The organism is Rhodococcus sp. KB6 (assembly GCF_001445685.1).
In the GTDB taxonomy this organism is placed as follows: Bacteria; Actinomycetota; Actinomycetes; order Mycobacteriales; family Mycobacteriaceae; genus Rhodococcus_F; species Rhodococcus_F qingshengii.
The window spans coordinates 1-345 of sequence record NZ_LNAK01000084.1; the positions used below are offsets into that span (position 1 = coordinate 1).

A 345-nucleotide genomic window follows, 5' to 3' on the forward strand; every position below is an offset into this window, starting at 1 on the left:
GACGCGGACGATGAGTGCGTCGCCTTGTCCGCCGCCGCCGCAGAGTGCGGCTGCGCCGATGCCGCCGCCGCGGCGTTGCAGTTCGAGGGCGAGGTGCAGGGCGATGCGGGCGCCGGACATGCCGAGGGGGTGGCCGACGGCGATGGCGCCGCCGTTGACGTTGACCTTGGCGGGGTCGAGGCCGAGTTCGCGGGTGGAGGCGATCCCGACGGCGGCGAATGCTTCGTTGATTTCGACGAGGTCGAGGTCGGTGGGGTCGATGCCTTCCTTCGCGCAGGCTTTGGCGATGGCCCGGGCGGGTTGGGACTGGAGGGTGGAGTCGGGTCCGGCGACGACGCCGTGGGC

1 pseudogene is annotated in these 345 nt (G+C 72.5%); it reads right to left on the reverse strand.

The features are described from left to right. A pseudogene (locus ASU23_RS12255) lies at positions 1-345 on the reverse strand (acetyl-CoA C-acyltransferase); the annotation flags it as partial.